We start from the raw sequence: 25,101 nt of genomic DNA, 5'->3' as shown, positions 1-25,101 counted from the left end.
GAATCCGCGCCTTCAAGGCCGTCCTCAGCGGCTCTCCACACGGTTTCGTCCCCTGTTCTTCGCGAGATACAGCGCTTCATCGGCGCGCCTTATCAGGGTTTCCACGGTGTCCTTCTCCATGAAGCCCGCGACGCCGAAGCTGCACGTTACCGGCCGGGGGATCCTGAGCCTGGCGGTCTCGATCCGGGCGCGGATTTTCTCTGCGGTCAACGTCGCCTCATTCGCGTCGGTGTGCGGCAGCAGCAGGGTGAATTCCTCTCCCCCCCAGCGCGCGAATATATCGCTGCGCCGCGTCGCCCGGCGCACCACGCGGGATATCTCTTTGAGAATCGTGTCGCCCGCCTGGTGGCCGAACTCGTCGTTGATCTCCTTGAAATGATCGATGTCCATGAACACGAGAGACAGGCAGGCATCGTACCTGCGCGCGATCTCGACATGGTGCGCCAGCGCCTCGTCGAACCTCGTCCGGTTGAACGTACCGGTGAGCGCGTCGTGGGACGCCCGGTGCTGGTATACCCTGCGCTTCTCATCCAGGTCCGTCACGTCGGTCAGGGTCGCCACGTACAACTCCTCGTCGATCGAGAGCTTGTTCACCGTGATCGAAAACACGCGTGGTTTCCTGAGCCTGGCCGGCTTGAAGGCGATCAGGCTGCTCTGGCGCCCGGGATCGACGAGCGCGTGCGTCCAGCCGCCGGGCGCCGGTTTCGCCAGGCAGCCCTCCGCATCGACAATTGCCCCGCCTATGGACATGAGCTCCGCTTCGCCGCCCACGCCCGGTTCCAGCCCGAAAAAATCGAGGAACCTGTTGTTCGCCATGCGGACGCGGTCGCGGTCGATGACGATTATGATGTTTTCCTGGGAATCGATTATGGACTGGAGAAATTCGTTCTGGTATTCGAAGAGCCGCTCGAGTATCCGCTTCTCGGTGATATCCATGAATCCCAGGACCAGTCCGGAAAATCCCTCGTAGCGGCTGTTGATGGGCTTGATGATGAGCGAGATGTTTTTTTTCCTGCCGGTCTTGGGCGTGAGGACGAGCTCCAGGTTCGTACCGCGGCCCTCGAAGCCCTTCTCCACCCAGGTGTACTGGATGTCCATGAGCCCGCCCGTTTCGGTCTCGTCGGAGACTGCGAGCACGTCGCCGCAGTACTTGCCCACGGCGTCTTCATGGGTCCAGCCGGTGAGATCCTCGGCGACGCTGTTGATGAGGAGTATCCTTCCCTGGGTGTCCGTGGTGATCACGCCGATTCCCACTGCGTGAAGGGTCTCGGCGAGTCTCTCGTGCTCCTCCCTGGTCCGCCTCCGTTTTTCCGCGAGCTTCAGGTCGGTGATGTCGCTCCCCACGCACTGGTATTCCCATATGGTACCGTGGTCGTCGAAAAGGGCCTGCACCGACCATACGATATAGCGCGGGTCATCGTCGGACTTGATGAAGCGCTCGAAGCTTGTCAGGGGCTTTTCGAGGGTCAGGCCTTCCGTAACGCCGGTGAAGAGAGACCGGTCGTCGCCGAACACCAGCTCGATCGCGTTCTCGCCCAGGGCGTCGAACGGGGTGGTGTTGAAGTAGGCGCAGTAACCCTGGTTCACGAAGGACACGGAAAAGTCCACGGGGAAGAACCGGATTATCATGACGGGCGAGTTGTCGACGATCCCCCGGTAACGCTCCTCGTTTTTCCGCAGCACCTTCTCTATCTTTTTCCGGTCGGTGCCCGTTTTCTTGTATTGGATGGCGTTTAAAATCGTATGGATGAGCAGGAAAAACCTGTCGGACCGGGTTATGGAGGCCTTGGGCAGGTAGTCGAACGCGCCCGCCTTCATCGCCTTGACCGCGAGCGTTTCGTCGCCCACACCGGTGAGCATGATGATCGCCGCGTCCCGTTCAAGGTCCCTGATCATCGAGATTATGTGCAGGCCGTCGATATCGGGCAGCATGTAATCCAGGAGCACGCAGTCGCATTCCCGGCGCTTGAGCTCCTCGATCGCGGAGCCTCCGGTTTCCGCCTCCAGGATCTCGAAGTTGTGCCCGCTTCCGCGGAGTATATCGGCGAGAAGACGGCGAAGCCCCCCGTCGTCGTCGACTATCAATACGATTTTCGCTTCATCCATTCCGTTTCACCTTGATCGGATCCGGGTACGGGCCCTGTCTTGTCCCGCTCACCGGAGCAGAAACTGCTTCTCGATTTCCTCCGGGGGCAGGGGTTTGCTGAAGTAATAGCCCTGGAAGAAATCGCATTTCATGCTGCGCAGGAAGTCATACTGCTCATTGTTCTCGATTCCCTCGGCGACCACGCTGAACCCCAGGTTGTGCGCGAGGTTGAGGATGGCCGTCAAAATCGCCACCGCCTTCATGCTGTGCGGGACGTTGTCGATAAACGATTTGTCGGTCTTCAGCGTATCCACCGGCAGGTCGTGAATTTTGCTGAACGAGGAGTACCCCGTCCCGAAGTCGTCGATCGAGAGGGAACATCCCATCGCCTTGAGTTCATGGAGCCGCTCGATCCCTTCCTTTTCGTTTTCCATGATCCCCGTTTCGGTGATTTCGAACTTGAGGCGCCGGGGATCGGCACCCGTGCGCTCGATGATGGCCGCGATCTCTTTCACCAGGTCGGGCCGTCTGAACTGGTAGGTCGACAGGTTGACCGCCACCGTATAGGGGGAGTAGCCCTTCGCGAGCCATTCCATGTTCTGGAGGCATACCTGCTCTATCGCGCGATAGCCTATCTCTACGATGATGCCGCTTTTTTCCGCTACATGAATGAACTCGGAGGGCATGACCAGGCCCTTGGACGGCGACTGCCAGCGCACGAGAGACTCCATCCCCGCGATCGCGCCGGCGGGGTCGACAATGGGCTGATAATACATGAGGAATTCGTCTTTGCGGACGGCCTGCCGCAAATCGCTCTCCAGACGGAGCTTCTGCACGATACCGTCGTGGATTTCGCGGCTGAAGAGCTGGTAGCTGTTTCGTCCCCGGTCCTTCGCGTAGTACATCGCGGCGTCGGCCTTGTCCATGAGCTCCTCCGCGTCGCGGCCGTCGTCGGGGTGGATGGAAATGCCCATGCTCGCGGAAATGGGAATGGGGATGCCCTCGGCGAAAAAGGGGTCGCCGAACGCGCGCGAGATCTTCTCCGAAATGGTGATTGTGTCCTCGTAGGTTCCCACGTCCGAAAAAATGATCATGAATTTGTCGCCGTATATCCGCGCCAGCACGTCGTCGGGGCGCAGCAGGTCACGGAGGCGCGCAACCACCTGCTTGAGCAGGGCGTCCCCCGTCCTGGTGCCGTACATCTCATTCACGTCCTTGAAGCGGTCCAGGCCGATACACATGACGGCGAAGATGGACTCCTTGTTCTTTCTCCGGTCGGCCTTGATCGTCTCGACCTGCAGGCGTGTCACGAACATGTCCCTGTTGAAGGCGTCGGTGAGAAGGTCGTGCGTGGAGTCGTAGATCGCGTAATCTATGAGGGCGTTGTGCTTTTTCTCGAGATCCCTGTTGTTGCCGTGCATCTTCGAAAGGTCCACGGCGAGCCCGCCGATGCGCGCCTCGGGGACGTCCGCCGGGAGCGAGGTCGCGCAGATATGGACGGGGAACACGCTCCCGTCCGCCCTGATCATCGAGAACTCGTCGCCCCCGTGATCCGAGCCGTTCGAGATGCGCGAAAAAAAATCCCCGGCCTTCCCGCGATCGTCGGGTGCGAACATGTCGCCTGCAGGCCTGCCGATGATGCCACCCGCGGGGTGTCCCAGCAGCGTATTCGTCTCGCCCGTGACGCTCTTGATTTCAAAATCGCCGTTCATCTCGAAATACATCACGGGAAGGGATTTCAAGGCGCGGGTGAGGCGTTTCACGGTTTCACCGGGCTCCTCTCCGTCAACGGTGAACGGGCCCGGTTTCCCCCCGCGCAGTTTGACGGAGTTCGATTTTTTCATGGTCATCCCTTCCCCCGGGCGTGGCCCCTGATCACCGCGCCCGGGCCGGCGCCGTCCCCTCCATCCCGCGCACCCGATCCCTGGAGATTGCTTCGAACGCGTGCGTTTAGAAAAGGCGAACCGGGGCCGATATCCGTCGTTCTGAAAAAGGACTCGATTGAGCTGTTGATGAAACGGTGAATATAATATAAGGATTGGACGGGCGGACGCCAAGTATTTATACGGCCATTTGATGAGCGCCGGACGGTCAAGGCGAGGGGAAGGGGGCCGATACATCCCCGGCGGGGTGCCCGTGAAGGCGCGGAAGCGTTTCCGCGCCTTCACGGGCATAACCTTCGGGGGTGGAAACGCCTGCAGGCGTATTGTGCTTGAAAAAAACCGTTCACCGGCGATACTGCGTTCCCGCGGATGCGGAAAATCGGCGTCTGTGTGCCGGGGCCCCGGGATTTGCTCCTGCACCGAAACCGCGCGGAAGCCGTATCGGCCCCCGCGGAAAATAAACAAGAGAAACAGGAACGGTATGGATTTTAAGAAAATGGCGCGCGAGTGCCTTCACTATGTGAGCGTCTTGATCGGGAAACACGGCCCCCGCCTCGCCGGAACGGAGGCGTGCAGGGCGTGCGCCCAAGACATCAAGGACCGGCTGTCGGCGTCGTGCGACCGCGTTTTAATGGAGGGCTTCGAGTTCAACAGCGGCGCCTTCACGGGCTTCATGAAGATCCTCGCGGTCGGGTATTCCGTGATCACGGCCGGCGCCTTCCTCGGGGGATACTGGCTGATCCCCGCGATGCTCGCCTACGTGGTCTGCAACCTGAGCGCCGTCGGGGGATTCGTTTTTTATAAGAGGATCTTCGATCCGTTCTATAAAAAATCAAGGGGCTGGAACGTGTCGGGCGAGATACTGCCGAAAGGGGAGACCGCGCGGCAGATCGTCATCGCCGGGCACCATGACAGCGCCAACCTGTTCAATTACATGGTGTACCTCCAGAAATGGTATTCCGTGAGGATCGTGACGGGGCTCGTCTTCGTGTTCGTTCCCGGGTTTTTCGTGTTCGCCTGGGGCGCGCTGCATCTCGCGGGATACGCCGATCCCGGGTTCGTAACGGCGCTGCGCACGGCGCTTGCGGTTGGGCTCGTCATGGTGCTGCCCTTTTACTTCTTCGTCAACAAGGCCGCGGTGCCGGGGGCCGGGGACAACCTGATCGCGACGGCGATACTCTGCCGGCTCGCGGAGGTATTCGGTTCCCCGAAAAAAAAGGGGGGGCGGCTCTCTTCGACGAAGCTGGTGTTTCTGAGCACGGACGCGGAGGAGGAGGGACTGCGCGGCGCCCGCGCGTACGTGGATGCGCACCGGGAGGAGCTCCTGGGCGTGCCGACCTGCGTGCTCAATATCGATTCGCTCTATTCTCTCGGGGAGCTTAGATGCCTGACGAGCGAGATCAACGGCTTCCTGAAAACCTCGCTGCCGCTCGCGGAAGATTGCCGGCGGATAGCCGAAAAACTCGGGTATGCCCTGTCCGTCGTCCCGATCGCCTTCGGGGGCGGCGGGACGGACGCCGCCGAGTTCGCGCGAATTGGGGTCGACGCGACCTGCATCCTGGGACTCTCCACACATTATATCCGGGAGGGAATGGTCTATCACACCATGGGGGATACCGTAGATAAGATCGAGCCCGCCATCGTCGAGGCCGTCCTGAAAATCGTCTATCACTTCATCCTGGAAAAAGACGCGGGTCCCGGCGCGCCCTGAACGTCGTCGTACCATACGTGCGCATATTTTCGCGGGTCGAACCACCGGCGTGGTGAGCGGAGTCGAACCATGCCGGCGGTGTTCGTCCTTCGACTCCGCTCAGGATGCGCTGTTTTTATACATAACTATGTACAAATGATTGAAAAAATCTTACTTTTATCTTGACAAAAATGTATCCGGCATTTAATTACTACTAAATCGATAGTTTTAATAGAGATTGAAGGGGGACCAGTAATGAGCAAGATCGACAGTCAATTAAGGGTTGAGACCCTCGCCCTACACGGCGGCCAGGAGCCCGACCCCACGACCGGTGCCCGCGCGGTGCCCATCTACCAGACGACCTCGTACCAGTTCAACGACTCCGATCACGCGGCAGATCTTTTCGGGCTCAGGGTGTTCGGCAACATCTACACGCGCCTCATGAACCCGACGACCGACGTGTTCGAAAAACGGGTCGCGGTCCTCGATGGCGGAATCGGCGCCCTTGCCGTTGCGAGCGGCCAGTCCGCCATCGCGCTTTCAATACTGAACATCGCGAAGTCCGGGGACGAGATTGTATCGGCGGATAATCTCTACGGCGGGACCTACAACCTGTTTCACTATACGCTGCCGAAGTTCGGCGTGAAGGTGAACTTTGTGAAATCGAACGACCTGGACGCGTTCCGGAAAGCGATCACCGCGAACACCAAGGCGGTCTACGCGGAATCGATTGGGAACCCCAAGCTGGATGTCGCCGATCTGGAGGGGATCGCGAAGCTCGCGCACGAGCACGGGCTGCCCTTCATCCTGGACAATACGGTTTCGCCCTACCTTCTTCGCCCGTTCGATCACGGAGTGGACATCATCGTGTACTCGGCGACCAAGTTTATCGGCGGGCACGGGAGCTCGCTGGGAGGCGTCATCGTCGATTCCGGGAGGTTCGACTGGACGAGCGGGAAGTTTCCCCTGATCGCCGATCCCGACCCGAGCTACCACGGGCTCAAGTTCGTCGAGGCGCTCGCGCCCGTGGGCAATATCGCCTATATCCTCAAGGCGCGCGTCTCGCTGCTCAGGGACCTGGGGCCGGCGCTCTCGCCCTTCAACAGCTTTCTCTTTCTCCAGGGACTCGAGACGCTGCACCTGCGCATGCCGCGCCATTCCGAGAACGCGCTCGCCGCGGCGGAGCACCTCGCGCGGCATAAGTCCGTCGCGTGGGTAAGCTACCCGGGCCTCGCATCCAGTCCCGAGGCGGCGCGGGCGAAGAAGTATCTTCCGCGGGGGGCGGGCGCGATCGTCGGCTTCGGGATCAGGGGCGGGATAGAGGCCGGGAAAAAATTCATCGATTCCCTGCAGCTCATCTCGCATCTCGCGAACGTGGGCGACGCGAAGTCCCTGGCGATCCACCCGGCGAGCACCACGCACCAGCAGCTCTCGCCCGAGGAGCAGGCGGCCACCGGCGTAACGCCGGACTTCATCCGCCTCTCGATAGGCATCGAGCATATCGACGACATTATCGCCGACATCGACCAGGCGCTGGTGAAGACGTAACGGCAACGTCAAAGGAATAGGAGATGAGGAGAAAGGCAAAGGCGATGGATGAGATAGGGATTGGGATTATGAAGAGGGTGAATTGACCGACGATTGATTTCATGCGGGAGACTTTCCCCTCCCCCTTGAGGGGGGAGGCCGGGTGGGGGTGGAGAGCGAACCTGGGGTACCGGATGCTTTCACCCTCCCCCAGCCCCTCCCATCAAGGGAGGGGAGAAGGCTTTTTCCCCGGCAGATCATATAATTTTATTTTAGGAGAAAAACAATGGCGAACATATTCGAAGACATCAGCAAGAGCATAGGACGGACGCCGCTCGTGAAGATAAACAGGATCGCCGCGGGGCTGCCCGCGACGGTGCTCGCGAAGGTCGAGGGGCGCAATCCTGCCTACTCGGTGAAGTGCCGCATAGGCGCGTCGATGATATGGGCGGCCGAGCGCGACGGCACGCTCAAGCCCGGGAACGGGAAGGTCACCGTGATCGAGCCGACAAGCGGGAACACCGGCATCGCGCTCGCCTTCGTGTGCGCGGCGCGGCAGTACCCGCTCGTCCTCACCATGCCCGAGACGATGTCCCTGGAGCGCCGCCGCATGCTCAAGGCGTTTGGTGCCGGGCTCGTGCTCACGGAGGGCGCGAAGGGAATGCCCGGCGCGATCGCGAAGGCCGAGGAGATGATCGCGAACGAGCCGGGAAAATACTTCATGCCGCAGCAGTTCAAGAATCCCGCGAACCCGGAGATCCATTTCAAGACGACCGGGCCCGAGATATGGGAGGACACGGACGGGGCCGTCGAAATTTTCGTTTCCGGCGTGGGCACGGGCGGGACCCTCACCGGGGTGAGCCGCTACCTCAAGCGCTCGAAGATGAAGGACGTATGGACGGTGGCGGTGGAGCCGGTGAATTCCCCGGTGCTCACCCAGATCCGGAACGGTGAGGATCCAAAACCGGGCCCGCACAAGATCCAGGGGATCGGTGCGGGATTCAAGCCCGCGGTCCTGGACCTGAGCCTGGTCGACGAAATCGCGACCGTTACGAACGAGGAATCGGTCGAGATGGCGCGCCGCCTCCACAGGGAAGAGGGGATCACCGTGGGCATCTCGAGCGGCGCCGCCATGGCGGCCGCGGTGAAGATCGCGGCGCGTCCTGAGAATAAAGGAAAGAACGTGGTCGTGATACTTCCCGATGCCGGTGAGCGGTATTTGTCGAGCATCCTCTTCGAGGGGATAGACGCGTAACGTCAAAGGAAGGGGAGATGGGGGGGGTAAACGCAACCGCGAATGAACGCGAATTTTACAAAAGTCATTGGCGTGTATTCGCGTGTATTCGCGGCTACTATCCTGGTCTGCGGGGAATGAATATGCCCGCGCAATATTTAGAATTTTCCCCCTCCCTTGATGGGAGGGGTTAGGGGAGGGTGAAGGTTCGGTGCCTGAGCGCGTGATTCAGCTTCCACCCCCACCCGGCCTCCCCCATCGAGGGGGAGGGGCAAGGCTCAAGCCGTTCTATTGAGCAGACTCACCGGAATTCTCTACCTTTCAATACAATAATTTCCTTTTTGTCCCCTGCGACGCGAAAATCATGTTTACCTTGAATTTTCTTCCCGCGTATGCTTGAAGTAGAGCAAGAGCATCTTTCACGGAGGACCGTCAATGGATATCCGCACCACGATCGCGCACGCGGGCCTGTGCGCGGACGAATCGAACGGCGCGATCAGCACGCCCATTCACCAGACCGCGACCTTCCGCCACCCTGGACCGGGCTGTTTTTCAGGGTACGACTATACCCGCACCGCGAACCCCACCCGCGCGGAGCTCGAGCGCGTCATGGCGGACATCGAGGGAGGGAAGGGCGGCTTCGCCTTCGCCTCGGGCATGGCGGCGATCACGGCGGTGATGGCGCTCTTCGGGCAGGGGGCGCACATACTTTTCTCGGACGATCTTTACGGCGGGACCTGGCGCCTCTTCGAGGGGATCGCGCCGCGCTTCGGCATAACGGCATCCTATGCCGACATGTCTCATCCCTCCACGGTCGAAAGTCATTTCCGCGAAGAGACCCGCGCGGTGTTCATCGAGACCCCTTCGAATCCCATGCTGAAGATCGTCGACATCGCTGCCGTCGCCGCGATCGCGAAGCGCCGCGGCGTCCCGTGCATCGTCGACAACACCTTCATGACGCCCTACCTCCAGAATCCCCTCGCGCTGGGCGCCGATATCGTCGTGCACAGCGGCACGAAATACCTGGGCGGCCACAACGACACGCTCTGCGGCATCGCCGTCGCCGCGACCGACGACCTGTGCGCGCGGCTCGCGTACATCCAGAACGCCACGGGCGGCGTGCTCTCGCCCATGGATTCGTGGCTCCTGCTCCGCGGCCTCAAGACGCTCGCGATCCGCCTGGACCGCGCGCAGGAGAGCGCCGCGAAGATCGCGGAGTGGTGTGCGCTGCGCGCCGATATTACCGGCGTCTGGTACCCCGGGCTTCCCGGCCACCCGGGACGCGCGGTGCAGGAGAAACAGGCGCGCGGATTCGGGGCGATGCTTTCCTTCCGGGTGAAGGACCGGGACGCCGCTAACCGCGTTCTCCACGGTGTGCGCATTATCAGCTACGCCGAAAGCCTGGGCGGGGTGGAATCGCTCATCACCCATCCCGCGACCCAGACCCACGCCGACATACCTCTTGACATCCGCGAGCGCCTGGGCATAACTGATACGCTCCTGCGCCTGTCCGTGGGCATCGAGGCCGTGGACGACCTCATCGAAGACCTCGACCAGGCGCTGGCCAATGCTTAACGGCAACTGAGAAACGGCAACGGAATTAGGAGATGAGGAGATAGAGGCAAAGGCGATGGAGGGGATAGGATTAAGGCGGATTGTTGCATGAGGCAGTGGCGTATAACGGGAAGGCAGAACGGAATCTGATAAAATGCGCGAAATTAACTTTCCCCCTCCCTTGAGGGGAGGGGTTAGGGGAGGGGCAACGGAAGAGGGTGCTCATGAAATACGATACTAAAATACTGCACGGGGCCGCGGACCGTGATCCCTTCACCGGGGCGCTCAGCATCCCCATTTATCCCGCGTCCACGTACCATCAGAAGAATATCGACGAGCGGCAGCAGTACGAGTACTCGCGCTCCGGAAATCCCACGCGCCGCGCGCTCGAGGAGATCCTCGCGGCGCTCGAGGGGGGCAGGCGGGGCTATGCCTTCGCATCCGGCGTCGCGGCGCTCACGGCCGCACTCACGGCGGTGCTCAAGAGCGGCGATCACATCGTCGCGACAAGGGACCTCTACGGCGGGAGCTACCGGCTCCTCACGAATTATCTTGATCGTTTCGGCATCACGCATACCTTTGCCGACACCTCGGACATCGCGGCGGTCGAGGGCGCGATGCGCGACAACACCAGGGTGCTCTTTCTCGAGAGTCCCTCGAATCCCCTGCTGAAGATAATCGATTTCGAGGCGATGGTTGCGCTTGCGCGCCGATACGGCCTCGTCACGATCCTCGACAACACGTTTCTCTCTCCGTACTTCTTCCGGCCGCTCGAGCTGGGCGTGGACATGAGCGTGCACAGTGCGACGAAATTCCTGGGGGGGCATTCGGACCTGGTCGCCGGGGCCGTGGTGACGGCGACGCGCGAGATGGGCCGGAAGGTGCTCCACGTGCAGATCACGACGGGCGGCATGCTCTCGCCCGAGAACTCCTGGCTCCTCATGCGCGGGATAAAGACGCTCCGCGCGCGCATGACCCTTCAGGCGGAGGGCGCCATGAAGATCGCGCGCTGGCTTGCCGGGCAGCCCTGGGTGAGCAGGGTCTTCTATCCCGGCCTCCCCGCGCACCCGGGTCACGAAATCATAAAACGCCAGGCGACCGGGTACGGCGCTGTCGTCTCCTTCGCGGCGGACAGCGTGGAGCGCGCCTACGCGATCATGAGGAACGTGCATTACTGGACGGTTGCCGTATCGCTCGGGGGCGTAGAGTCCATCCTCTCATACCCGGCGAAGATGTCGCACGCGGCGATACCGGCCCCGGAGAGGGAAGCCCTGGGCATCACCGATACGCTGCTGCGCCTCTCGGTGGGACTCGAGGACGCGGACGACCTCATGGAAGACTTGGCACAGGCCGCGCGATTATAATTCCGAGCCCTCTCCTATTCTTGCACGCCTTTGTGACGCATAACGTCAAAGGAAAGGGAGATGGGGATCCCCCGCACCCCCTGAGGGGGCAAGGAAGGCACTGCATGTCGGTGAAGGAATGATGATACGGAACGGTGGCTGAGGTGACATACAGGATTGCGATCAACGGGTATGGCAGAATCGGACGGTGCGTGCTAAGGGCGCTCTACGAGCATGGTTTTCGTGAATCGCTGGAGCTCGTCGCCGTGAACGACATCGCCGGTTTCCCCGCGATGGTCCACCTGACAAAATACGATTCCATCTACGGGCGTTTCTCCCTGCCGGTCTCCCTTGACGGCGAAACCATGGCGATAGGGAATGACCGGGTCCGCCTGCTGAACGAACCGGACATGGACCGGCTTCCCTGGAAATTGCTGGACATCGATCTCGTGCTCGAGTGCACCGGGCTGTGTACGACAAGATCGGACGCCGCGCGGCACCTCGCGGCCGGGGCGGGAAGGGTGCTCCTCTCCTATCCCGGTCCCGCGGACGTCGACCGCACCGTGGTGCGCGGCGTGAATCATGGCCAGGTCTCTCCGAACGACCGGATCGTGTCGAACGCCTCCTGCACCTCGAACTGCCTGATCCCGGTACTCAAGACAATCGACGACGCGTTCGGGATCGAGTGCGGACAGGTAACCACGATCCACGCGGCCATGCACGACCAGCCGGTGGGCGATTCCTATCATCACGCCGACCCTCGCCGCATGCGCGCCGCCGAACGCTCGATCGTTCCCGTGGACACGCACCTGGGTTCCGGTGTCGCCCGCGTCCTGCCGGGCTTCGAGGGAAAGATCGAGGCCATTGCGGTTCGCATACCCTCGGTGAGCGTATCGGCAATGGACATCACGCTCCTTGCGGGCAAAGCGGTATCGGCCCCCGATGCGAACCGCGCGCTCATGGAGGCCGCGGGGGGACATCTCGCGGGCATCCTTGGCGTCAATACGGAGCCGCTCGTCTCATGCGACTTCCAGCGCGACACGCGATCCGCGGTAATAGAGGCTTCGCTCACACGGGCGGCCGGCGGAAGGCTCGTGAAGCTCTACGCCTGGTTCGACAACGAGTGGGCGTACGCCGTCCGCATGTGCGAGACCGCGGCCGCGATGCGGGGGATTTGAATCCTTCAGGCGTTTATAATGGCGGAGAGAGCATGGCGGCGCGCTCGCATCAAGCGGGATACTTTTCACGGTGAGGGAATGAGCGAATCGGCGCCCCGCGCTATTATTTTTCGGGGGCCGATGCGCGGATCGTCCCGGTTTCGGGGCGAAAATCTTGATGGACGCGAGGGGGGCTGCATGAGCGGAACGCGCGACTGGGACCCCGGGCTCTACTTGAAATTCGAGGATGAGAGGACGCAGCCCGCGATCGATCTCGTAAACAGGATTCGAATCGGAGACCCGCGGCGCATCGTCGATATAGGCTGCGGACCGGGAAACAGCACGCGGGTGCTCGCGCGACGCTGGCCGAACGCCAACCTGACGGGCGTCGACGATTCGCCCTCCATGCTGGAACAGGCCCGCGCCGGGGACACCGGGGGAAAGTGGATACTCGCCGATGCGCGCGCCTACGATCCGGACGCACGGTTCGATATCGTGTTCTCGAACGCCGCGCTCCAGTGGATGCCCGGCCACGAGACCCTGATCCCCCGCCTGTTCGGTATGACGGCGGACGGAGGGGCGCTTGCGGTCCAGTTGCCCGCGTTCAACCGGATGCCGCTCGGCATCGCGATTCGAAAGATTGCCAGCCTGCCGGAATGGCGGGAAAAGACGGCCGGCTGCGAGGCGATGCTCACCTGCCTGGATTATGCTGAGTATTACACGATACTCGCGCGGCTTTCCGCCCGGGTGGAGCTATGGGAGACCAGGTATATCCACGTGATGGACACGCATGAATCGATCATCGAGTGGAGCCGCGGCACCGGGATGAGGCCCTTCCTCGACCGCATGGACGGCGCGGACGAGCGGGCGCGGTTCGAGCGGGCCGTGCGCATCGAGCTTGAAAAGGACTACCCGGCTATGGAAAACGGGCGGATCCTGTTCCCATTCTTCAGGTTTTTTTTCATCGCCTACCGCTAAAATATCGCTCCAGGCCTTTTTTTCCCCCCATACCGTGTGTATATTGGTCGATCCCGAGAGGGAAGGCATGCATACGCGCAGTGAGGAGGAATTTCATGAAGAGCCGATGGTTGACGTTACTTGCGATGGCGGGCCTGTTGTTTATCGCGGCCCCGTACGCGGGCGCGGAAGAGGAAAACCCTACACTTGCCAACGATCCCGTCTATATCGTACAAACGCTTATGAACAATAATTATATGAATATCCGGGCGCTCTATGTGCCCATAATCAATTACGGCGGCGGCGAGAAGGAATTCTACCGCATCCTCGATTCGTACTCGCTGGCGGTGACGCTCTACCTGCATCGCAAGATGCCGGAATCGGCGGAGATGTTCAGGAAGAACGCGGCCGAGATCAAGGAGCTCGCGGCCAGGATCGCGAAGAAGTACCGCGAGGATTCCGAGAAGATACACACCGAGACGGTGAAGATGTACATCCGGTCCAAGATGCAGCTCGCCCTGAAGTCCAGGACCGTCGAGACCGAGATCACCATGTTCACGACGGGGGACGTCAATATCAGCAACGCCTCCGACTCGATACGCATGGCGGACCGCTACATGGAGAACGGGCGGCCCCTGGACGCGATCGCCTATTACCGCAAGTCCAAGGCCTATTGCTTCGCGGCCTTCGACAATTACCACGTGCCCCTGGCCGACAGCTTCCGCATGGACATCGCCGACAACAGCAACGTAATATACACGGAGCAGGATAAGGCTAAGACCTGCGTAAACTGCTGACGCGCGCGCGTTCCCCGTACCGTACCGTAGAGACGTCCCGGCGGGACGTCTCTACGGTTTCCAATATTTTTTCTTTTTGCTTGCAAAATACGCAAATATCATCCAGCCTTGCTCCATGAGCCGGTCCCCATCTCAACCCCCGGAGGTATCGACGTGAGCGTGAAACACGTAGTGATGATAGCCATTCTCTCCCTTGCCGGCCTGTTGTTGATCTGGCTGGCGGGCATCGTGGTGATTCCCCGGCTCACCCTGATAGGCAAATCGACCGACCGCAAGGTATACCTCTCGATTGGATTTCACGGCAACCTCTACCACTCCTACCGCATCGACACCAACGACGAGGCGGGGTTCGGGAAGGACATTCGGATCATCCGGAAGATCATAGAGGTGCTCGACGAGAAAAACGCGAAGGGCATACCCGTCAAGGGCACCTGGGATTTCGAGAACCTCTTCTCGCTCCAGGAGACGCTCCCGAAATACGCGCCCGACATCATTAAAAACCTCCAGCGCCGCGTAAAGGAAAACGGTGACGAGATCATACTCATGTCGTACAACAACGCGCTGTCGTCCGCCCTGAACGAGAAGGAATTCCTGGACTCGATGAAGCTTTCCATTCATAACCCGAAGGGGAGCGGGGTCGCCGATCTCTTCCAGAAATGGACACCCTATGTGCGCCCCCAGGAGATGATGATCACGCCGGGCAATTACAGGCTCTACAAGGACCTGGGCCTCAAGGGCGTGGTGCTCTATTACAGCGCGATCCCCTTCGACGCCTTCCGCGTGTTCGAGCGCGAGCTCACCCTGGAGGAGGCGCATAATCCGCTCATGTACCGGAACAGGGAGACGAAGGAGGAGCTGCTGGTAATCCCCGCGTACAACCACGGCGACCTCGCCGAGAACATCAGCATTAAAAAATGGGTGCGTGATCTTCACCGCGAGCAGCTGCGCGGGAACATCACGCGCGACGTGCTCATCTGCATCAACGCCGATGCCGACGATTCGTACTGGTACGGGTACAAGCTTCCTTCCTACCTTTCCTGGCTCCCCAATACCGGCGGGCTGTCACAGCTTATCGACGACGCGGCGGGAATGGACTACGTGCGCTTCACCTCCATAGACGAGTACGTGAAGACGCACGAACCGGCGGGGGAGATTTCCTTCGGGCAGGACGCGGCGGACGGGAGCTTTAACGGCTATGTGTCCTGGTCCGAGAAGGCCTATTCGAGCGACTACTGGCAGGAGGTCGCTGCCGACCGGCGCACGCACGAAATCGCGGAGGGGGTGTACGCCCGCGCCGGGATGGGGATACCCGCGGACGTGCGCGCCGCGCTCGACCGCTCGTATGAATCGCGCATGAGGCTTCTTTCCACGACTAACTTCGGCATGGCGACGCCGTTCCTCGCACGCACACGCGAGCGCGTGGTGGAAGGCATCATCGCGGAGCTCAAGGGAAGCTCGGAATTCGCGCGCGCCCGCGCGCGCGCGGTCGCGGAAGGCCTCGCCCGTGACCGGAGGCCGCCGGCGCGCGTATCGGAAGGCGCGGAGCTCGCGGGCTCTATCTTCATCATGGGAGAGAAGCGCGCGGCTGCGGGCGGAGGGGTTGTCGTCACCTTCGCGCAAGGGTACGACGCGCCCGGCGAGCATTTCATCGAGGGCGCGGACGGGCGCGCCCTCACGGCGTACGCCCTTCCCGCCGACAGGGACGGGAGGGCGCGGTTCTACGTCCCGGGGCCCCTTTTGACGGACGGGACGTACAACCTGTACCGGAAAACGAAGGCGGGCGTCACACAATTCCGCACAACGGCAAGTCCCGCGGGGCTGGGCAATGGCCTGGTCGAGATCAAGGTTGACGGGCGCGGGCACGTGCAGGGCGTAACGAAGGGAGGCGTCGTTGAGCTCTTCGAAGACAGCTTTCTTCCAAGTATAGTGTACGATGGAAAGAAATACGCGCCGGGGACGCTCGAAGCGCGCGTGGTAAGGGACGGAGGCGGCGGCGTGGCGGCGCTCAGGCTCACGGGCGAATTCACGCTTCCGGTCGCGGGGACGCGCCCCGGTCATATCGATTACCTCCTGTACCTTGTGGAGGGCGTGGGTTCCGTGTTTATCGACGCCTCGATCACCTATCCCGATACCCCGCGCACCGTCGTCTTCAAGCCGCAGATGGCGGCGCTCGCGCGCCTGTACGATCCCGCGTGGCAGGAGGTTGCGCCCTGCGAGCTCACGTTCGCGCCCACCGCGGACAGGGATTCGCCCTTCAGGGTGCTCAAGAGGAATTTCCTGGGGGTGGAATCTTCATACCCGATCGACTACTCCAGGCATTCAAGGAAAAATCTCGCGCTCGCGAACGTGAACAACCATATCACCGCCGAGTATGTCGCGGTGGCGGGGAAGGAGGGCGGCATCGCCGTGGCGATGGACACCTCGGTCCTGTCGAACTTCGCGTTCTGCCCGCTCAAGATCGATTACGGTTTCTGGACGGGGTTTCACCTGCGCCTGAACCCGTTCGGCACCTATTTCGGGGAACAGTACTATCAGCCGACCTGGAGCAACGGGCAGGGCTTCACGGTTTCGCTGCTCTCGGGCGACCAGTACCATACGGCGGCGTGCACCTACTCGGGACACAGCGCGCAATTCTCGCTCATGGTCTCCTTCTTCGAAGGCGATACGCTGCCGGACGCGGAGAAGCGCGCGCTCATCTCGTTCGCGCGTCCACCGTTCACCGCGGGTCCCGCCGATAAACCGGTCACCGCGCCGCGCCGCGAAGCCGCGCCCCCCCTGGGATTTCTCGCGGTGTACGGCGACGGCGGCATCTACTTCCACTGGGAAAAGCCGGCCGGGGATATTCGCGGCTACCGCGTCTATTGCGGCACGGAACCCGGGGCCTACCCGCGCACCTTCGCGCAGAAGGGCGGCGAGTCCACCCTTTTCGTGAAGGAATTTTCCACGGGCGCGCCGTTCGAAGAGGGTCGCGCCTACTACGCCGCGGTCGCGCCGCTGGACGGGGAGGGGCGCGAGGGACCGCGCTCCCCCGAAATCCGGTTCGAGGCGAAGCCTGCGAAAAAAGCCGAGATGGACCTCCCGGTCTCCCTGCAGTTGAAAATCCTGTGGGCGACTGTCATCTCGCTCATAGACTGACGCGATGAGCAATAAAGGCGGGGTCGCCGATACCGCCCCCGGGCAGGGGGCGCGCGCGGGCGCGGCAGTGACCGGACCCGGCGGAAACTTCCGCTGGGTTATCTGCGCGCTCCTGTTCTTCGCGGCGAGCATCAACTACCTTGACCGCCAGGTGTTCGGAATACTGAAGCCCCTGCTGAAGACCGACCTGCGTATCGGCGAATCCGAATACGGGTACATCGTGATGGCGTTCCAGTTCGCGTACGCGGCCGGGATGCTTCTGTCCGGAAGGATCATCGACGCCATAGGCACGAAGATCAGCTTCGCGCTCTTCCTCTTCCTGTGGAGCCTCGCCTCGATGCTGCATGCCGCGGCGGGCGGTGCGCTCGGCTTCGGTGTCGCGCGCGCCTTCCTGGGCGTGAGCGAGGCCGGCAACTTTCCGGCGGCGATCAAGACGGTCGCGGAGTGGTTCCCGAAAAAGGAGCGGGCGCTCGCCACGGGCATCTTCAACTCGGGCACGAACATCGGGGCGATACTCGCGCCGGTGCTGGTTCCCTGGCTCGCCGGATCGTTCGGCTGGCAGGCGGCGTTCGTCGCGACAGGGGCGGTGGGGCTCATGTGGCTTATTTTCTGGTTCCGATACTACGACAGCCCCGAACGGAGCGCGCGGCTTTCACCGGCCGAGCTCAGGTTCATCCGGGGCGACCGGGAGGAATCGGCCGGCGCCCCCCTCTCATGGGCGGGGCTTTTCCGCTACCGGCAGACGTGGGCCTTCGTGGCCGCGAAGTTTCTCACCGATCCCATCTGGTGGTTCTTCCTTTTCTGGATCCCCGGCTGGCTGGCCGACGTGCGCGGGATGGACCTCAAGAGCTTCGGGCTTCCGCTGGTCGTCATCTACACGGCGACCACGGTGGGGAGCGTGTTCGGCGGCTGGCTCTCGTCGTTCATGATCGCCCGCGGCATGCCGGCGCACCGGAGCCGCAACCGTACGATGCTCCTTTTCGCGCTGCTGGTCGTCCCCATCGTCTTTGTCCAGTCGCACGGCATGGGTCTCCCGGCCGCGATCGCGCTCGTGAGCCTGGCCGCGGCCTCGCACCAGGCCTGGTCGGCGAACCTGTATACGACGGTTTCGGACATGTTCCCGGCGAAGGCCGTGGCATCGGTCACGGGCATAGGCGGCATGGCGGGAGCGTTAGGCGGCATGCTGATCGCCGCCCTCGCGGGAAACGTGCTCCAGTACTGGGAGGCGCAGGGCGATATCCGGACGGGGTACTTCGCGCTCTTCCTCGTATCGGGCAGCGCCTACCTGCTCGCGTGGTGCATGTTCAACGTGCTCGCGCCCGGGATGAAGAGGGTGCGCACACTGGAATAATATCAATCTCTGCCATAGGCGTAAAGATAAACAACAGATTATTGATTGGGAACAAGGAAGTAAAATTATGAAAATCGCGTCAATCGCTGAAGTAAAATCAAAACTGAGTAAATATATCAAGGATTCCCATAATGTCGCCGTTGTTATCACAAAAAATGGAAAGCCGGCGGCCGTATTGTTAGCTATAGAAAATGATGACCAATTAGAGCGGATTATTTTATCCGAATCAAAGATTTTTCAAAATATCATCCACAAATCTGAAAAACAAATAACTTCCGACCATAAATTTAAACATGATGCATTTTGGAAGCAATCGGAGAGAAATACATAAAGGCAGACTCGGCACATGGCTCTGCGGGCCGCATCGCGTACACGCGGCATGTTGCATGCGCAGGCTGGTCGAAACGACGTGCTCCGTGTTGTGAAATTGCTACACTGTGTTAAAATAGATCAACAGAATATCAATTCCCGATGAGCCCAGAAACCTGGCGCTCCCAACTCCTCGAAAATCCAGGGATTACCCGATCCCGCTCAACAGCCTGGTTGGCATGAAATGTGCTTATCAAAGAGTGTACGACTATAAGCCTTAAGGTGGCGCCATATCCCGGCAAAGCCATTCGCAAACGACAGAGTAATGCATAATGCTCAAACCAGCTTCAGGAATCGTGGAGGTTCATCGATGAAAGCCGGACAGCTGGCGAAAATCGTAATCCCGATTATTCTTCTCGCTTCGCATATACTTTCCTGCGATGTCGGAACCATGGATCTTTCCGACGATTGGGGAACCGAGTATGTATACCCCCACTCATCCGGGCCCACCGACCTCATCGTATATAACGATTTATTGTTTTTCGGTTCACGGTCGGGAAATCAGGCCTTTCTGTTTTCCTATGACGGGATTTCATCTCCGCGCTATTATCCGACGGAATCCTGGGATTGCCTTTCCGGCCTTGCTCCATGGAAGTTGCTGGTGTGGAACGATGCGCTCTATTTCCTCGGAATGAAAAACCCTTCAACCCTGGGGCTTTGGAAATACGATGGTTTCGACGATCCGGCGTTCATAGAGTCGATGTCCCAAGCGGGTTCCGCGGGGGTGTATCCGGATGGATCAATAATTTACAATAACAAGATGTACTTCACGAATTACGGCATCATGCGAAGCCTCTGGTGCTATGACGGCTCGAATGAGCCGGGCCTGATATTCGATCCGGACCCCGAGTATGCTCACGGGGTTTCGCTGCGCATCATTTTTAATAACAAGCTGTTCTTCAACGCATACACCGCCGAAGGGGCGGGGATACTGTGGTCATACGATGAGACCGACGGATGCAAGCTTGCCCCGGGCATAAACCCCGTGGAGGGGAATTTACTAGGAGCCATGATCGTTTTTAAGGACAAGCTTTTTTACAGCGCCGACGACGGTAATTTCGGACGGGAGCCCTGGATATATGACGGATCGAACCCGCCTGAACTGGTGATGGACATCAATACCGGCAGTTCTGGAAGCGGGATATGCGGATTGACCGTGCTGAACGATACGTTATTCTTTATTGCGGATGACGGCATTCACGGCTTTGAGCTTTGGAAATACGACGGAATAAATGCTCCATCAATGGTGTCAGATATTCATCCGGGCGACAGTTGCGAGTTCCAACGATATCAGCGTCGTCACATGCTGCCATTCAATAACAAGCTTTATTTCGCCGCCGATGACGGCGTGCGTGGCATCGAGCTGTGGGTATACGACGGCGCTGCCGCACCGCACATGGTCGCCGATATAAATACGAACGGCGATAGTTCACCAGATTACTTTGTCGAATATAATGGTAAATTATATTTCAGTGCCTACACCGACGAAAACGGACGCGAGCTCTGGGTTTATGATGGAACGCATGCGCCCACGCTTGCCGCGGACCTGTATCCCGGCACATACACGGAGACGACCTTCTGGTAATGAGTGTACCACCCGGCTTGTCTGCCTACTTTCTCCTCACGCTCTTCCTCACCACCATCGTCCCGTCGACCTCGATGCGGAGCGACCGGTCGAGCCGGTTAAGGATGTTATCCCTGAGCCAGCGTGAGGCGAGGAAGGCCATCTCAAATGTGGGAAGCGCGATCGTCGTTACGGGGGGGCGCGACACGCGCGAGAGCGGCGAGTCGTCGAACCCGGTCACCGATACGTCCGCGGGCACGCGCTTCCCGAGCGCCGCGAGCTCGTTGATGAGGGTGACGGCCTGGAAATCGTTGAAGCAGGCGACTGCGTCACATTTTTTCGCGGCGAAGAATTCGGCGGCGGGGCGGCATGAATCGAGGGCGCCCCGGTTCATGAACACGAGATCGGCGGGGAGCGCGGTGCCGGATTCGGCGAGCGCGAGCCGGTAGCCGCGCAGCCTGTCCGCGTTGTTGGGATTCCCCTCGTTTCCGAAATAGCCGATGCGCCGGTGGCCCGTTGCGAGAAGGTGCTCCACGAGCTGCAGCACGCCCTTGATGCCGTTGCACGAAACGTAATTGTCGTCGGCGAAGCTGCGGCTCAGGAACACGTGCGGTATCTTCCGGTCCCGGAGCCTCTTCCGGAGCGCCTCCTCGATGCCGCGATACGCGAAGAGGATGCCGTCGCAGCCCGGTCGTTCGACGTCGATGTAATGCGCGAAGTTCTCGGCGGTGATTATCTCGACGCGCTTGCGCTCGGTGCGGAACGACTCGTTTATGGCGCCCAGGAGCTCGGACACATTGAAAAAGGGATTCGCCGAGAGCTCCTCCTCCTCGGGCACCACGACCATGAGATCGAGCTGCGAGCGGACGAGGGGACGCTTGCGCGTCCGGGGCGTGAAGTTCTGCTCCTGGGCCATCTTTAAAATTTTCTGCCGGGTCTTGCTCGAGATGCCGGGCTCGTTGTTGAGCGCGCGCGACACCGTGCTTATCGAGACCCCGCAGGCCACGGCGATGTCCTCGATGCTTTTAAGTTTTTTTATTTTTAACATGGTTTTTAATTACGCCTAACGGCGAATCGGACCCCGAATCCCTTAAGCGCCGCGATTTTCCCGGCGGGCGTTCGATCGCGCGGGGGCCGATACCTACCTGTCCCCTTTAGATTTATTAAGGCCCTCCCAGAGGCCCCACAGGTACATCGCGCCTAACGCCCTGTCGTGGAGACCGTACCCGGGCCTTCCCTTCTCGCCCCAGATCATGCGCCCGTGGTCCGGCCGCATCATGCCGCGGTAATCCGCGTCCACGAGCTCCTTCATGACCGCGTACACGTCGATGTCGCCGGATTCGGTGGTGTGCGCCGTCTCGCAGAAGCTGCGCTCGCCTGAGCGCCGGATGTTGCGCAGGTGCACGAAATGCACGCGCCCCATGCGCGCGAATTTGCCGATCGTCCGCACGAGCTCCGTCGAGCGGTTGGGTCCCAGCGAGCCTGTACAGAAGGTGATGCCGTTCGAAGGGCTGTCCACGGTGTTCACCAGCCGGTCGAGGTCGGCCTCGTCCTTGACGATGCGCGGCAGGCCAAAGATGGGCCAGGGCGGATCGTCCGGGTGTATCGCCATCTTCACGCCCGATTCGGCGGCGACGGGGACGACCGCTTTAAGGAAATACTCGAGATTTTCCCAGAGCGCCTCGTCGCTCACCCCGGCATACGCGTCCAGGAGCGCCGTGAGCTCCGCGCGGGTGTACGCCGTCGCCCAGCCGGGAAGCTCCAGGCCCTCGCCGCGTATATCGATCCCCCCGATTCTGTCGTGGTCGTAGCACAGGCACGTGGATCCGTCGGGATTCTTGACCTCGAGATCGGTGCGGGTCCAGTCGAAGACGGGCATGAAGTTGTAACAGAGCACCGGTATGCCCTGGCTCCCCATGTTCCGCACGCTCGCCCGGTACGCCTCGATGTAACGGTCGCGCGACGGACGCCCGAGCTTGATGTCCTCGTGCACCGGGATGCTCTCGATCACCGAGAGTACGAGACCCGCGTCCCCCACGCGCCGCTTGAGCGCCGCGATCTTGTCCGCCGGCCATTCGTCGCCCACGGGAATGTCGTATAACGCGGACACAATGCCCTTCACGGACGGTATCTGGCGTATGTACTCGAGGGGAATCGCATCGCCCTCGCCGAACCACCTGAATGTCATCTGCATGATGAAACTCCTGTATAGATTCATCTCCTCTAAGGCATTCTAACAGGGATTGTCAGGATGGACAGGGATTTGCATGTCCGATGATTATACCGATCCTTAATATCCTGCAAATCCCTGTTAATTTCTCTAACCCCCCTTTTTGGCTACACCCCCGCGAAGGCCGCGAAGCCGCCGTCCACGGGGATGACCGTGCCGTTCACGAATCCCGAGGCCTTTTCGTCCGCGAGCCAGAGGAGCGTACCGATAAGATCGTCGGCGTTCCCGAAACGCCCCATGGGGGTGTGCGCGAGTATCGTCGCGGCGCGCGGGGTGAACATGCCGTCGGCGTTCATGAGGAGGGTCCTGTTCTGCTCCGTGAGGAAAAAGCCGGGTGCGATCGCGTTCACGCGTATCCCCGCCTTCGAGAAATGCACCGCCAGCCACTGCGTGAAGTTGCTCACCGCCGCCTTCGCACCGCTGTAGGCGGGAATCTTCGTGAGCGGCCTGAACGCGTTCATGGACGATACGTTTATTATCGACGCCCCTTTCGCGCCTATCATGCCCCGCGCGAAAACCTGCGTGGGGACGAGGGTGCCGATAAAATTCAACCGGAACACGAACTCCACCCCCGCCGGGTCAAGGTCGAAGAACGTGACCGTGTCCGGTCCCGCGCCGGCGTCGGACGGGTTGAAATACTCGCGGCTGGTCGTGCCCTTCGGGTGGTTCCCCCCGGCGCCGTTGATCAAAAGGCTGCAGGGGCCGAATTCCGCACGCACGCGCTCTTCCGCCGCCTTGAGGCTCTCGGCGGAGAGCACGTCGGCCTGGACCGCGAGCGCGGTCCCGCCCGAGGCGTGGATAGCACTCACCACGCCCTGGGCGTTCTCGATCTTCAAATCCAGGACCGCGACGCGCGCGCCGCAGCGCGCGAGCGCCCGGGCGAATGCGCCGCAGAGCACGCCCCCCCCACCCGTGACCACCGCCGTGCGTCCCGTGAGATCGACCTTAAACGGCAATTCCATGCGCGCCGCCTCCCCCGTATAACTCGTGTGCCTTCCCGTAACCTATGATCGCATGGAACCGGGCCGTGTGCCAGCAATTATTTATTTATTCTTGCAAAAAACGCAAGTTCCTGGGAGGATTTCACCGTACGCGGCCGGAATGCGAAACGGCGCGCGGGGAGGACACGTCATGCCGGGGGTAACCGGGTACGAGAAGGCGGGTGAACGGGTATACGCCGCGTTCGGCGAGATAATGCTCAGGCTTTCGCCGCCGGGAAACGAGCGCCTGTTGCAGTCGCCCGGCTTACAGGCGACCTTCGGGGGCGGGGAGTCCAATGTGCTTGCGAGCCTCGCGATCCACGGCCTGTCCGCGCGCTTTCTGAGCGTGCTGCCGGACAATGATCTCGGGCGCGCCGCGCTCAGGAACCTGCGCGGGTACGGGGTCGACGTGTCGATGGTTTCCCTCCGCAAGGGGGCGCGCATGGGCGTTTACTTCATGGAAAAGGGCGCGAGCCAGCGTCCCTCTCGCGTCATCTACGACCGCGCGCACTCCGCGATAAGCGAAATCGCGCCGGGGGACATCGACTGGCGCGCCGCGCTCGCGGGCTGTGGATGGTTTCACATAACGGGAATCACGCCCGCGCTCTCGAGAGGTGCCGCGGACGAATCGCTCCGGGCGATCGAGGCCGCGCGCGCATCGGGCTGCACGGTCTCGTGCGATCTCAATTACCGCGCCGCGCTCTGGAACTACGGCGCGAGCGCACGGGACGTGATGCCCCGCCTCGCGGCGCTGGCGGACGTCATCATCGCGAACGAGGAGGACTGCCAGAAGGCGCTGGGAATAGGAACGGCGCTCGATCCGTCCGGGGGGAAGCTGGATCATGCGCGCTACGGGGAGCTTGCCGCCGAAGTGATCGGCGCCTACCCGAATGTGCGTCTCGCGGCGATCACGTTGCGCGAAAGCGTATCGGCGTCGCACAACCGATGGGGAGCCTGTGTGAGCGACGGGAAGGGCGCGTTTTTTTCGCGGACGTACGATATCAGCCCCATCGTCGACAGGGTGGGCGGGGGCGACAGCTTCGCGGCCGGGCTTATATTCGGACTTTCAATGCTCGGCACGCGCGAGGAGGCGCTCGAATACGCGGTCGCCGCATCGTGCCTGGCCCATTCGATCGAGGGTGACGTGAACCTCGCGTCCCCCGCGGAGATACGGGCACTCCTGGAGGGAGACGCCTCGGGACGGATAAAGAGATGAGCTTGAAAGTGAGTAGAGTATCGCATAA

General features: G+C 61.0%; 18 protein-coding genes. 13 read left to right on the top strand and 5 right to left on the bottom strand.

Features of this window, described 5'->3' with window-relative positions; genetic code table 11:
* Positions 1–24: 24 nt before the first annotated feature.
* Complete coding sequence (locus EPN93_08875; protein ID TAL36208.1) at positions 25–2,106, bottom strand: diguanylate cyclase; 2,082 nt, start codon at positions 2,104–2,106, stop codon at positions 25–27.
* Positions 2,107–2,154: 48 nt separating this feature from the next.
* Positions 2,155–4,260 carry an EAL domain-containing protein gene (locus EPN93_08870; GenBank protein TAL36207.1) on the bottom strand — a complete coding sequence of 702 codons (2,106 nt, stop codon included), beginning with the start codon at positions 4,258–4,260 and terminating at the stop codon, positions 2,155–2,157.
* On the opposite strand from EPN93_08870, the gene EPN93_08865 reads away from it, so the two are divergent.
* From EPN93_08865 to EPN93_08810, 12 genes are all read left to right on the top strand, one after another.
* A complete protein-coding gene (locus tag EPN93_08865; protein TAL36206.1) occupies positions 4,163–5,680 on the top strand; it encodes a M28 family peptidase in 1,518 nt (505 codons plus the stop codon). The genes EPN93_08870 and EPN93_08865 overlap by 98 nt on opposite strands.
* A gap of 234 nt (positions 5,681–5,914) precedes the next feature.
* Positions 5,915–7,207, top strand: a complete 1,293-nt coding sequence (locus EPN93_08860; protein ID TAL36205.1) for an O-acetylhomoserine aminocarboxypropyltransferase/cysteine synthase — start codon at positions 5,915–5,917, stop codon at positions 7,205–7,207.
* 265 nt (positions 7,208–7,472) lie between these two features.
* On the top strand, positions 7,473–8,441 hold the full coding sequence (gene cysK / locus EPN93_08855; protein ID TAL36204.1) for a cysteine synthase A: 969 nt from the start codon (positions 7,473–7,475) through the stop codon (positions 8,439–8,441).
* Between the two features lie 414 nt (positions 8,442–8,855).
* Complete coding sequence (locus EPN93_08850) at positions 8,856–9,995, top strand: PLP-dependent transferase (protein ID TAL36203.1); 1,140 nt, start codon at positions 8,856–8,858, stop codon at positions 9,993–9,995.
* Positions 9,996–10,198: 203 nt separating this feature from the next.
* Positions 10,199–11,338 (top strand): PLP-dependent transferase, encoded by a 1,140-nt coding sequence (locus tag EPN93_08845; protein ID TAL36202.1) that lies wholly within the window; start codon positions 10,199–10,201, stop codon positions 11,336–11,338.
* A gap of 143 nt (positions 11,339–11,481) precedes the next feature.
* Positions 11,482–12,495: an erythrose-4-phosphate dehydrogenase gene (gapA, locus tag EPN93_08840; GenBank protein ID TAL36201.1), complete on the top strand. Its 1,014-nt coding sequence runs from the start codon at positions 11,482–11,484 to the stop codon at positions 12,493–12,495.
* 18 nt (positions 12,496–12,513) lie between these two features.
* Positions 12,514–13,452 carry a methyltransferase domain-containing protein gene (locus EPN93_08835; protein TAL36200.1) on the top strand — a complete coding sequence of 313 codons (939 nt, stop codon included), beginning with the start codon at positions 12,514–12,516 and terminating at the stop codon, positions 13,450–13,452.
* 95 nt (positions 13,453–13,547) lie between these two features.
* Positions 13,548–14,228 (top strand): hypothetical protein, encoded by a 681-nt coding sequence (locus EPN93_08830; GenBank protein TAL36199.1) that lies wholly within the window; start codon positions 13,548–13,550, stop codon positions 14,226–14,228.
* A gap of 153 nt (positions 14,229–14,381) precedes the next feature.
* On the top strand, positions 14,382–17,363 hold the full coding sequence (locus EPN93_08825; GenBank protein TAL36198.1) for a hypothetical protein: 2,982 nt from the start codon (positions 14,382–14,384) through the stop codon (positions 17,361–17,363).
* A gap of 4 nt (positions 17,364–17,367) precedes the next feature.
* Positions 17,368–18,714: an MFS transporter gene (locus EPN93_08820; protein TAL36197.1), complete on the top strand. Its 1,347-nt coding sequence runs from the start codon at positions 17,368–17,370 to the stop codon at positions 18,712–18,714.
* A gap of 67 nt (positions 18,715–18,781) precedes the next feature.
* Complete coding sequence (locus EPN93_08815) at positions 18,782–19,045, top strand: type II toxin-antitoxin system Phd/YefM family antitoxin (GenBank protein TAL36196.1); 264 nt, start codon at positions 18,782–18,784, stop codon at positions 19,043–19,045.
* Positions 19,046–19,348: 303 nt separating this feature from the next.
* Positions 19,349–20,668 carry a hypothetical protein gene (locus EPN93_08810; GenBank protein ID TAL36195.1) on the top strand — a complete coding sequence of 440 codons (1,320 nt, stop codon included), beginning with the start codon at positions 19,349–19,351 and terminating at the stop codon, positions 20,666–20,668.
* 25 nt (positions 20,669–20,693) lie between these two features.
* Here EPN93_08810 and EPN93_08805 read toward each other — a convergent pair whose 3' ends face one another.
* The 3 genes from EPN93_08805 to EPN93_08795 all read right to left on the bottom strand — a co-directional run bounded on the left by EPN93_08805 (position 20,694) and on the right by EPN93_08795 (position 23,839).
* Complete coding sequence (locus EPN93_08805; protein ID TAL36194.1) at positions 20,694–21,695, bottom strand: LacI family transcriptional regulator; 1,002 nt, start codon at positions 21,693–21,695, stop codon at positions 20,694–20,696.
* 93 nt (positions 21,696–21,788) lie between these two features.
* Positions 21,789–22,841 (bottom strand): mannonate dehydratase, encoded by a 1,053-nt coding sequence (gene uxuA, locus EPN93_08800; protein ID TAL36193.1) that lies wholly within the window; start codon positions 22,839–22,841, stop codon positions 21,789–21,791.
* A 143-nt stretch (positions 22,842–22,984) separates the two neighbouring features.
* Positions 22,985–23,839 carry an SDR family oxidoreductase gene (locus EPN93_08795; GenBank protein ID TAL36192.1) on the bottom strand — a complete coding sequence of 285 codons (855 nt, stop codon included), beginning with the start codon at positions 23,837–23,839 and terminating at the stop codon, positions 22,985–22,987.
* Between the two features lie 169 nt (positions 23,840–24,008).
* Between EPN93_08795 and EPN93_08790 the strand changes: the two genes are divergently transcribed.
* Positions 24,009–25,073, top strand: coding sequence for a sugar kinase (locus tag EPN93_08790; GenBank protein TAL36191.1), 1,065 nt, complete (start codon positions 24,009–24,011; stop codon positions 25,071–25,073).
* Positions 25,074–25,101: the final 28 nt, after the last annotated feature.

The sequence above is a fragment of the Spirochaetota bacterium genome (genome assembly GCA_004297825.1).
In the GTDB taxonomy this organism is placed as follows: Bacteria; Spirochaetota; UBA4802; order UBA4802; family UBA5368; genus FW300-bin19.
Note: the sequence above shows the minus strand (reverse complement) of the source record. Positions and strands in the feature narration are given on the sequence as shown.

Bases quoted from the DNA above. Each gene is read 5' to 3' on its own strand.
- EPN93_08865 (TAL36206.1), top strand. From the start codon at position 4,163: ATGAGCGCCGGACGGTCAAGGCGAGGGGAAGGGGGCCGATACATCCCC.
- EPN93_08795 (TAL36192.1), bottom strand. From the start codon at position 23,839: ATGGAATTGCCGTTTAAGGTCGATCTCACGGGACGCACGGCGGTGGTC.
- EPN93_08790 (TAL36191.1), top strand. From the start codon at position 24,009: ATGCCGGGGGTAACCGGGTACGAGAAGGCGGGTGAACGGGTATACGCC.
- EPN93_08850 (TAL36203.1), top strand. From the start codon at position 8,856: ATGGATATCCGCACCACGATCGCGCACGCGGGCCTGTGCGCGGACGAA.
- EPN93_08830 (TAL36199.1), top strand. From the start codon at position 13,548: ATGAAGAGCCGATGGTTGACGTTACTTGCGATGGCGGGCCTGTTGTTT.
- EPN93_08870 (TAL36207.1), bottom strand. From the start codon at position 4,260: ATGCCCGTGAAGGCGCGGAAACGCTTCCGCGCCTTCACGGGCACCCCG.
- cysK (TAL36204.1), top strand. From the start codon at position 7,473: ATGGCGAACATATTCGAAGACATCAGCAAGAGCATAGGACGGACGCCG.
- EPN93_08810 (TAL36195.1), top strand. From the start codon at position 19,349: ATGCATAATGCTCAAACCAGCTTCAGGAATCGTGGAGGTTCATCGATG.
- EPN93_08875 (TAL36208.1), bottom strand. From the start codon at position 2,106: ATGGATGAAGCGAAAATCGTATTGATAGTCGACGACGACGGGGGGCTT.
- EPN93_08860 (TAL36205.1), top strand. From the start codon at position 5,915: ATGAGCAAGATCGACAGTCAATTAAGGGTTGAGACCCTCGCCCTACAC.
- EPN93_08805 (TAL36194.1), bottom strand. From the start codon at position 21,695: ATGTTAAAAATAAAAAAACTTAAAAGCATCGAGGACATCGCCGTGGCC.
- EPN93_08845 (TAL36202.1), top strand. From the start codon at position 10,199: ATGAAATACGATACTAAAATACTGCACGGGGCCGCGGACCGTGATCCC.
- uxuA (TAL36193.1), bottom strand. From the start codon at position 22,841: ATGCAGATGACATTCAGGTGGTTCGGCGAGGGCGATGCGATTCCCCTC.
- EPN93_08815 (TAL36196.1), top strand. From the start codon at position 18,782: ATGAAAATCGCGTCAATCGCTGAAGTAAAATCAAAACTGAGTAAATAT.
- EPN93_08835 (TAL36200.1), top strand. From the start codon at position 12,514: ATGGCGGAGAGAGCATGGCGGCGCGCTCGCATCAAGCGGGATACTTTT.
- EPN93_08820 (TAL36197.1), top strand. From the start codon at position 17,368: ATGAGCAATAAAGGCGGGGTCGCCGATACCGCCCCCGGGCAGGGGGCG.